The sequence below is a fragment of the candidate division WOR-3 bacterium genome (assembly GCA_026418155.1).
Classification (GTDB): Bacteria; Hydrothermota; Tepidihabitantia; order Tepidihabitantales; family CAIPLT01; genus JAOABV01.
In genome coordinates, this window is the sequence record JAOABV010000070.1 from 1 (window position 1) to 8667 (window position 8667).

General features: G+C 34.4%; 8 protein-coding genes. All 8 read right to left on the minus strand.

Features of this window, described 5'->3' with window-relative positions; genetic code table 11:
- The coding region (locus N2201_06870) for an FtsW/RodA/SpoVE family cell cycle protein (GenBank protein ID MCX7785925.1) at positions 1–961 on the minus strand (961 nt) is incomplete at its 3' end.
- A gap of 222 nt (positions 962–1183) precedes the next feature.
- On the minus strand, positions 1184–2632 hold the full coding sequence (gene murD / locus N2201_06875) for a UDP-N-acetylmuramoyl-L-alanine--D-glutamate ligase (protein MCX7785926.1): 1449 nt from the start codon (positions 2630–2632) through the stop codon (positions 1184–1186).
- A complete protein-coding gene (gene mraY / locus N2201_06880) occupies positions 2629–3717 on the minus strand; it encodes a phospho-N-acetylmuramoyl-pentapeptide-transferase (protein ID MCX7785927.1) in 1089 nt (362 codons plus the stop codon). The genes murD and mraY overlap by 4 nt, the downstream gene beginning before the upstream one ends.
- Positions 3718–3729: 12 nt before the next feature.
- Positions 3730–5256, minus strand: coding sequence for a UDP-N-acetylmuramoyl-L-alanyl-D-glutamate--2,6-diaminopimelate ligase (locus N2201_06885; GenBank protein ID MCX7785928.1), 1527 nt, complete (start codon positions 5254–5256; stop codon positions 3730–3732).
- Between the two features lie 110 nt (positions 5257–5366).
- Positions 5367–7019: a penicillin-binding protein 2 gene (locus N2201_06890; protein MCX7785929.1), complete on the minus strand. Its 1653-nt coding sequence runs from the start codon at positions 7017–7019 to the stop codon at positions 5367–5369.
- 40 nt (positions 7020–7059) lie between these two features.
- A complete protein-coding gene (locus N2201_06895; GenBank protein ID MCX7785930.1) occupies positions 7060–7362 on the minus strand; it encodes a hypothetical protein in 303 nt (100 codons plus the stop codon).
- Positions 7359–8294: a 16S rRNA (cytosine(1402)-N(4))-methyltransferase RsmH gene (gene rsmH / locus N2201_06900; protein MCX7785931.1), complete on the minus strand. Its 936-nt coding sequence runs from the start codon at positions 8292–8294 to the stop codon at positions 7359–7361. Before rsmH ends, N2201_06895 begins: the two co-directional genes overlap by 4 nt.
- A 101-nt stretch (positions 8295–8395) precedes the next feature.
- Positions 8396–8667: division/cell wall cluster transcriptional repressor MraZ (locus N2201_06905; GenBank protein MCX7785932.1), on the minus strand; the 272-nt coding region annotated here is incomplete at its 5' end.

The following is an 8667-nucleotide window of genomic DNA, read 5'->3' on the forward strand; positions in this document are numbered from 1 at the left end:
GACTGCCGAATGTCTCATTAATCTCAACTGCGATTTTTAATCCTCGGTTTAATAACACTAAAAATAACCCCAGAATCAAAATACTCCCAATAAAACCAAATTCTTCTCCAATTGCTGAGAACATAAAATCAGTATGTAATTTTGGTAAGAAATAATATTTTTGTTTACCTTCACCTAATCCTTTGCGCAATAATCCTCCTGAACCAATAGCAATTACTGATTGAATCTGTTGGTATGTCGGACCTTGTTTGAATTTTTCATAACGAAGTTTTGCATGGGGAATGAAAGTAATTGATACCCACAAAACAATTATGCCGAAGACTATCGTTAATAAAATATATTTTAACTTTACGCCACTAATGAAGAAAATTAATAATGCCGAAAAAATTACAATTACGCTTGTACCGATTGCCGGTTGCAACAGAAGTAATACAACTACCAAACCCACAACCGTAAATGGAAAAAAATTAGATTTTAGATAATTTCGCATTAACCAGACAATTTTATTAATTAAAAAGTGCTGATTTTTTCTTATCACCGAAGTATCATTGGCTGAGAAACAATTGGCATTAAACCCTTTTCTCTTTTTTTCTTCATCTTTAGATTGACGATTAGCAAAATAACCTGCTAACCAGAAGACTAAGATATACTTTGCAACTTCGGCAGGTTGAAATTGAACAGAAAACCACTTTGCTTTTGTCCAGCGTTTTGCCCCGGAAACTTTTTTTCCAGTAACCAAAGTGAAAATTAAAACTAAAATTGCCAGCACTAATAATACATCCTTAATTTTCTTTTTATAATAATGATACGGAATAAAACTTGCTACTAACAATGCCATAAAACCAATTAAAATACGAACCAATTGGTCTTTTAGATAACTAAATCCAAATTGTATCGTAACTGAATAGACCATCACTAAACCGGTCATTGTCAATATAACCGTGGTTAATAAAAGAACCATATCTATTGATTTTTTACTTATATGATTTGACCAGATATGCCTTAACCGTTCAAATAAATTTGCAAACCGCGAAGGCCGGTTCCGATATCTCAAATTAATCTCTTGAAAATGACAACTGTAATTTCGATGGCACAATTTCTTCATTTCGTTAATCTAAATGGCCTTATCCGTTTTATAAAATCAATTATTTTTATTGTTCTTAATAGCATTTTACTTAATTTTCTAGCACAATTTTTTAACAATCATTTTAAAAGCATTTCCGCGTTCTTGAAAATCATTAAAAGCATCGAAACTGGCAAATCCCGGTGAAAATAAAATCAAATCACCACTAACTGCTTTACTTTTTGCTAACATTATTGCTTCTTCAAGCGAATTGGCTATTGAATAATTAAAAAAATGTTTTGCTTTTAGCATTTCCGCAAGACGCTGGCGGTTTTCGCCGAAAAGCACTGTCCACTTAGTTTTATTTGCAATGGTACTAACATAATCTTTGACATTAAGTCTTTTTTCAGCACCACCAGCAATAAGAATAATTGGTTCAGAGAAAGCATAGAGCGCAGCTGTGCCTGCGGCGGGATTGGTGCACATCGAATTATTAATATATTTCACTCCATCAATAGTTCGAACATATTCCAAACGATGTTCTAACCCGCTAAACCGTTTCAATATCTTGACAATCGACTCGTTATCAATCTTTAAAATCTTTGCTGCGGTAATTACCGCCAAGACGCTATCTAAATAATGGTCGCCCGGTAATTTTATATCCTGACGAGCACAAATTTTTTCCTTTTGAAAATACAAATAACCATCATCAAGATAGGCGCCTTTAACTCTATGAAAGCGAGAAAAATAAAAAACTTGGGCCCGAATATTCGTCTTGTAATTCATAATTATTTTATCATCAGCATTAATAATTGCGTAATCTTTAACCGATTGATTAGCAAAAATTCTAAATTTAATTTCACGATATTTTTTCAAAGTCCGATGTCGATTCAGATGGTCGGCTGTAATATTTAGAATTATCGCAATGTGCGGATGAAAGTAAAAAGACCTTTCTAATTGAAAACTTGATACTTCAATTACATAATAATCCTTTGGCTGTTGAAATAGCGCTGAAGCAAAAGGCTCTCCTGGAGCTAAATTACCGCCGTAGAATGTATCTTTTCCTGCAGTCGTTAATATTTTACCCAATAACACCGTTGCAGTTGACTTACCATTTGTACCTGTGATGGCAATAATTATTTTTGATTTACCAGCAACCTTATCTTTGGCAGAATGTGATAATCGGTTAATTGTCTTTTCAATTATCGATGAGGTAAAATCAATCTCATCGATTACCGGAACTCCTCTTCTTTCAAAAATCCTTACAATTTGATTTTGAGGACCAATCCCAGGACTACAAATTACCAGTTCTATCTGATTAGCTATCTGTGATGCTGTCTGATTAGTCATAATCTGACAATTAGGTTTATTAATAAGTTCTTTTATCTCGCTATTTTGAAATACTTCGGGATTATCATCGTAAACATATACAAATTTTCCTCTTCTTAACAGATACTTGGTCACTAGTTTACCGCAGCGCCCTAAACCAATTACTGCAAAATAGTGCGCAGTATCAAATTTTGAATTTTGTCTCGTAATTTTTTTAAATTTTAGATTGATCCGACTCATCTTATTTTCAAAGTTGAAATGGCTAAAAGTGCTAATAAGATACCTGTTATCCAAAACCTAACTACGATTTTAGGTTCGGGCCAACCGCATAATTCACAATGATGATGCAGTGGTGCCATTCGAAATATTCGTTTACCTCGAGTCATATGAAAATAGACAACCTGGATTAATACTGATAACCCTTCAATAACAAAGACACCGCCAATTAGAATTAGTAAAAACTCCTGTTTCGCAATAATTGCGCAATAACCGATAATTGCACCTAACGGTAACGAACCAGTATCGCCCATAAAAATTTCCGCAGGGAAAGTATTAAACCATAAAAATCCCAAACAGGCGCCCATTATAGCAAAACAGAGAATTGTCATTTCGCCGGCATTAGGTATAAAAAGGATATTAAGATATTCGGCTAACTTGACGTGGCCCGCTACATATGATAGTACGGCATAACTTCCTGCGGCAATTCCTAATAAGCCAGTCGCCAAACCGTCTAAACCATCTGTAAGATTTACTGCATTGGATGAAAGTACAATTACCAACATTATAAACGGTATATAAAAACTTCGAAAATCAATCAGAATGTTTTTAAAGAATAAAAAATTAGTGACTGTTTTGTATTTTGCATCCATTGGCGAAAAATATAAAATCAAACCGACAATTGCTGCAAGTAGCATTTGGAAGACAAGTTTAGTTCGTTTATTCAAACCCCGTGGTTTTCCTTTGCGGACTTTCTGATAATCATCCCAAAACCCCAATAAACAAAAAGAAACCATAACAAAAATACTTAACAAAATATATCGGTTAGTTAAATCAGAAAATAATAAAGTAGCAATAATAATAGCCAAAACTATAAGGATACCCCCCATCGTCGGTGTTCCCGCTTTAATTTGATGCCTTTGGGGAACTTCATTTCGTATATTCTGGCCCAATGCCATATTGCGTAGTTTCTTAATCGTCCATGGTCCGACAAAAAGCACAATAAAAAGAGCAATCACTCCCGCATACGCTGCTCGAAATGTAATATAGCGAAAAAGGTTAAATAGAATAAAATAATCTTTTAAAGGATATAATAAATGGTAGAGCATAATTATTCCTTATTAATTACACATTTTTATCTTGGGCATATTGCCTTGTTTTTTTAAAAAATTCTCAACAACTTCTTTATCAGAAAACGGAATAATTTTTTCCCGAATAATTTGGTAATTTTCATGCCCTTTACCAGCAATTAGTATAACATCGTCCTTTTGGGCTAATGATAGCGTGTGGCAAATTGCTAATTCTCTGTCAACAATAACCTCAAAATTAATTTTTGTAATTCCCTTCTTAATATCCTCAATTATCTTTATTGGGTCTTCATTACGGGGATTATCTGAGGTAATTACTACCCAATCTGCAAGTTCAGTTGCAATTTTGCCCATACCCGGCCTTTTTAAGCAATCACGATTACCACCACATCCAAACACTACAAACAAACGACCTTGGGTAATTTTTCTCAAAGATTGAATAGCTACTCTGAGTGCATCTTCAGTATGAGCATAATCAATATAAACTGTAAATCCACGCCCAGTTTCGATTTTTTCTAATCTTCCAGGTATAACCTTTAAGGCTTCAATACCCTTAGCAATCAAATCATTCGGAACTCCTATGACCTTTGCCGATGCGAATGATGCTAAGATGTTATACACATTATGTTCGCCAATTAGTACCGTGTGTATTTTTGAGTTTTCAGTTTTAAGTTTTGAATTAAGTCCAGTATCAACATTTGACTTTACGACAATTTCTGTTCCCTCTTGACTTATCTTAGTAATTTCTCCATAAAAGTCACTATCTTTATTTCTTAGTGAGTAACCAATAACTTTAGCATGTGTAGAACTTATTATCTTTTTAGAAAAACTATCATCTAAGTTCACTACTGCCGACGCCTCCGCGCTAAGAGACTCAAATAATTTTAATTTGGCTGCTGCATAGGCTTGACGGCTGCCGTGAAAATCTAAATGGTCGGAAGCAAGATTTGTAAATACTGCAACTTTAAACTCAAGACCATAGGTTCGCTCTAAGGCTAAAGCATGAGAAGACACTTCACTCACACAATACCTAATATTTTTAGAAACCAAATTGGCTAAAAATGAAACCAAATCTAAACTTTCTGGTGTTGTATTTGCTGCTGGAAGCCAATTATCGCCATCAAAATAACTAATTGTCCCAATTAAGCCAACCTTTTCGCCCCAGCGTTCAATAATTGATTTAATTAAATAAGAAGTTGTAGTTTTTCCGTTGGTGCCTGTAATACCAATCAGATTAATTTTTTGTGAAGGAAAATTAAAAAAGCGATTGGCCACAATCGCTAAAAATCTTCTGGGATTCTCTGTATAAATACCGCTTACATTGTACTTTTGAGTAATCTTATTAAGTAGTTCAATATCATCCGTTGCAATTGCTACCGCCCCGTTTTGAATTGCTTGCTCGATATAAATCTTTCCTGATGTTTTATAACCTGTGATTGCAACAAATAAATCATTAGGTTTTGTCTTCTGCGAATTGACAGAAATACCGGTAATCACTTTCTCTTGTCCTACCAATTGAACAGGTAGACCTTGAACCAACGATTTTGTTGTTACTGCCATATACAACGCATCAAAAAACAAATTATCCGAAATACTACTATCTTCATATTAATCGATTTTTCATAAACGATAACGCTCAGTTTTTTTTGATTTTACATTTACTGATCTTTTCATTTTTGGTTTACTGTATGCGCTAATTCATTAGTATATTTTATCCGTGCAGCAATTTCTTGAAACGCAGGACAAGTAGTTTCGCCAGCAAAACGAAAAAGTTGTGGTTCGTCAATCAATACCGCAATTAAAAATTTTGGCTTCTCTTGAGGAAAAAATCCGACAAAAGTCATTATTGATTTAGTCGCTGAGTAAGTTCCATTCGGTTCAATTTTTTGTGATGTTCCGGTTTTGCCACACACTTGACAATCTGTTAAGCTCGCAGCTTTACCGGTACCCCTTATTACAACTTGCGCTAGGATATTTTTGATAATCTCTGCATTCTTTTCGCTCATTACGCGACGGATAATCTTTTTTTGTCCTTGATAAATAATTTTGCCTTCTTTTATAATCTTCTTAACAATATACGGCTTGAGTAATAGTCCATTATGGGCAACCGACAAATATGCAGTCGCTAATTGGATTAAGGTTACACGCAATCCTTGACCAAAAGAATTATTAGCTAATCTTAAAGGAGATAATAATTCTGGTCGATCAAGATAACCATTTGCTTCTCCTGGTAATTCGATTCCGGTAGGTAAACCGAAACCGAATTTTCTTGCCATTAAATAGAATTTTTCTGCAGAAATTTCTTGCGATAACAGTGATACGCCGATATTTGACGATTTAGCAAACATGTCATAAAAATCGACAATGCCATTATTATGAACATCTTTTATCTTTCGATTAGAAATTTCAATATAGCCTTTAGAAACATCCCATTTTTTTAAGAATAGATATTCATGAGGCAATTCTTCTAATGCTGTAGCACAGATAACCAGTTTAAAAACCGAACCGGGTTCAAATTCATCACTAATAGCCGACATTTTCCACAGACTTTGGTCTGAATCCATAAAATTGTTCGGGTCATAATCAGGATAATCTACCAAGGCTAAAACTGCTGCGTCTTGAGCATCAAGAATTACCACTGAACCTCGCATCGCCTTAAGATTCTCAACATATTTCCTTAGTGTCTGATAAGCAATTTCTTGCATATCTAAATCGATTGTCAAAACCACATCACTGCCAGCAATTGGTCGTCTAATCGGATAAGATGGCCAAACATAATAGTTTCCAATGGCATCCTTTTGTTTCAAAATCCAACCCGGTTCACCACTCAAAACTTTATCAAAATAATTTTCAATACCGGCTAAACCATGTTCTTTGCCCGTAAAACCAATTATACTGGCAGTTATTTCGGAAAAGGGATATATCCTTTTTTGAGCATCGTTGACCACAACACAATTGGCAAATCGACGCTGTTTCAACACTTCTTTTAATTTTAGTGCACTATTATATTCGATTTGTTTTGCAAAAGTAAAATATTCTTTGCTTCGGATTATTTTGTTAATAATTTCCGATTTTTCGCCAATTTCAAAAACACTCAATATCTCAGCGACACTATCAGCACTACGAACATATCTCGGGTGCACTGAAACCGTCGCCGACAATTGACTAAAGGCCAAAGGACGATACTTGGAATCTAAGATACGTCCCCTTTCCGCAATCAAAGTATCTTTCTGCCAGTGTTCATTTCTTGCCAACTGCTCATATTTACGATATTGAACAACCTGAATAATAAATAGATAAATTAATAATCCAGTAAGTGTCATTGATATTATATATTTAATTAATTTTATACGCTTGGCGGTACTAATCATCTTTCACCGTCGGATTCGAGGGCATCTTTCCCGCACTAATCTGATTTTTTTCATTATTATTGGTGGTATTGGGTCGAGGATAAGTTAAGCCTAATTTTACAGCCGTTTTTTCTAAATTAGCAAATAGAAAAATTCGATTTTTTTCTCCTTCTAATTTCAAAACTTCGTCTTTACGCATTTCGAGTTCTGTTTCTAACTGACTAATCTCTTGCGTATAAATAATACTCTGGCGATGCTGTATTAAATATAAGATAAAAAATATTGCCACCAAAATAATTAGTGCAATTTTTTTCATTGGTAATACTCTTGTTTTTCCGCAGCTCTTAGCCGAGCACTATGTGCCGCTGGGTTAAATTTGATTTCTTTTAGAGTTGGTCGCACAGGTTTTTTCGTGAGTACCTTTAGTCGAAATTCTTGATGATTCTGCGCCAAGGTCCGAAAAGTATTCTTAACAATCCGGTCCTCTAAAGAATGGTATGCAATGGTCACAATACGTCCACCATCCGATAAAATCTTAATTGCACAATTGAGACCATGCTGGATATTTTCTAATTCCTGATTCACTGCAATTCGTAATGCCTGGAAAATTCGGGCAAATGTCTTCTTAATTTTATAAGATGGAATAATTTGCTGAATAATTTCGACTAAATCATAAGTTGTATTAATTCTATCTCGGTTACGATACACCTCTTGGGCAATTTTATGGGCAAAGCGCTCTTCACCAAATTCTTTAAAGATTTTTTTCAATGCTTGTGGGGAACTGTTTTGGATAATATCTTTTGCGGTTGGTCTAAGATTTTGGTCAAAACGCATATCCAAAGGACCATTTTCTTTATAAGAGAAACCTCTTTGACCTGAAGTCAACTGATGATACGAAGCACCAAAGTCGAATAACACGCCTTGAACCGAATATTGAGGAAACTTCTGCACAACTTCATTTATTTTTATATAATTCATCTTAAAAAGATAAAGATTCGAATAGTTTTTCAGACGATTCTTGGTATAATTAATTGCCTCAAGGTCACAATCTAAACCGATAACAATACTATTTTTCTCTGGCAAATGTTCTAAAATTGCTTGGGTATGACCACCGCCTCCAACAGTAGCATCAATATAAAGAGACGGTATTTTAGAATTTAGTTGTTCAGTCATAAGATAATGTATTACTTCATCCACCATTACTGGTTGATGAAAGACGGATTCTTTTTTACCAATCTCATTATTCATTTCGAGGTTTTCAAACAACTATTCATATGATGAAATTAAGATAAAATAATCGTTCGCTAGTGCCAAAAAGTATGATTGTAATCAAAAATTTGCGGATATCCCTACTCATTGCGAGTATCCTCAATTCCAGGAAACTTAAAATTCTTACTATAATTCAGATACTCGTTGATTTTCTCTAAATCGGATTGATGCCGAGATTCAGCAATCTTACGATACTCTTCAAAGATTTGGGGATTCCAAATCTCAAAATAATTACCAACACCAGCAATCACGACCTCACCACCAGATATATTGGCATATTTTAAATAACGCGAAGGGATAAGAATTCTGCCTTGGTCATCTAATTTAACAAATTCGACATTACCTTCTAAAT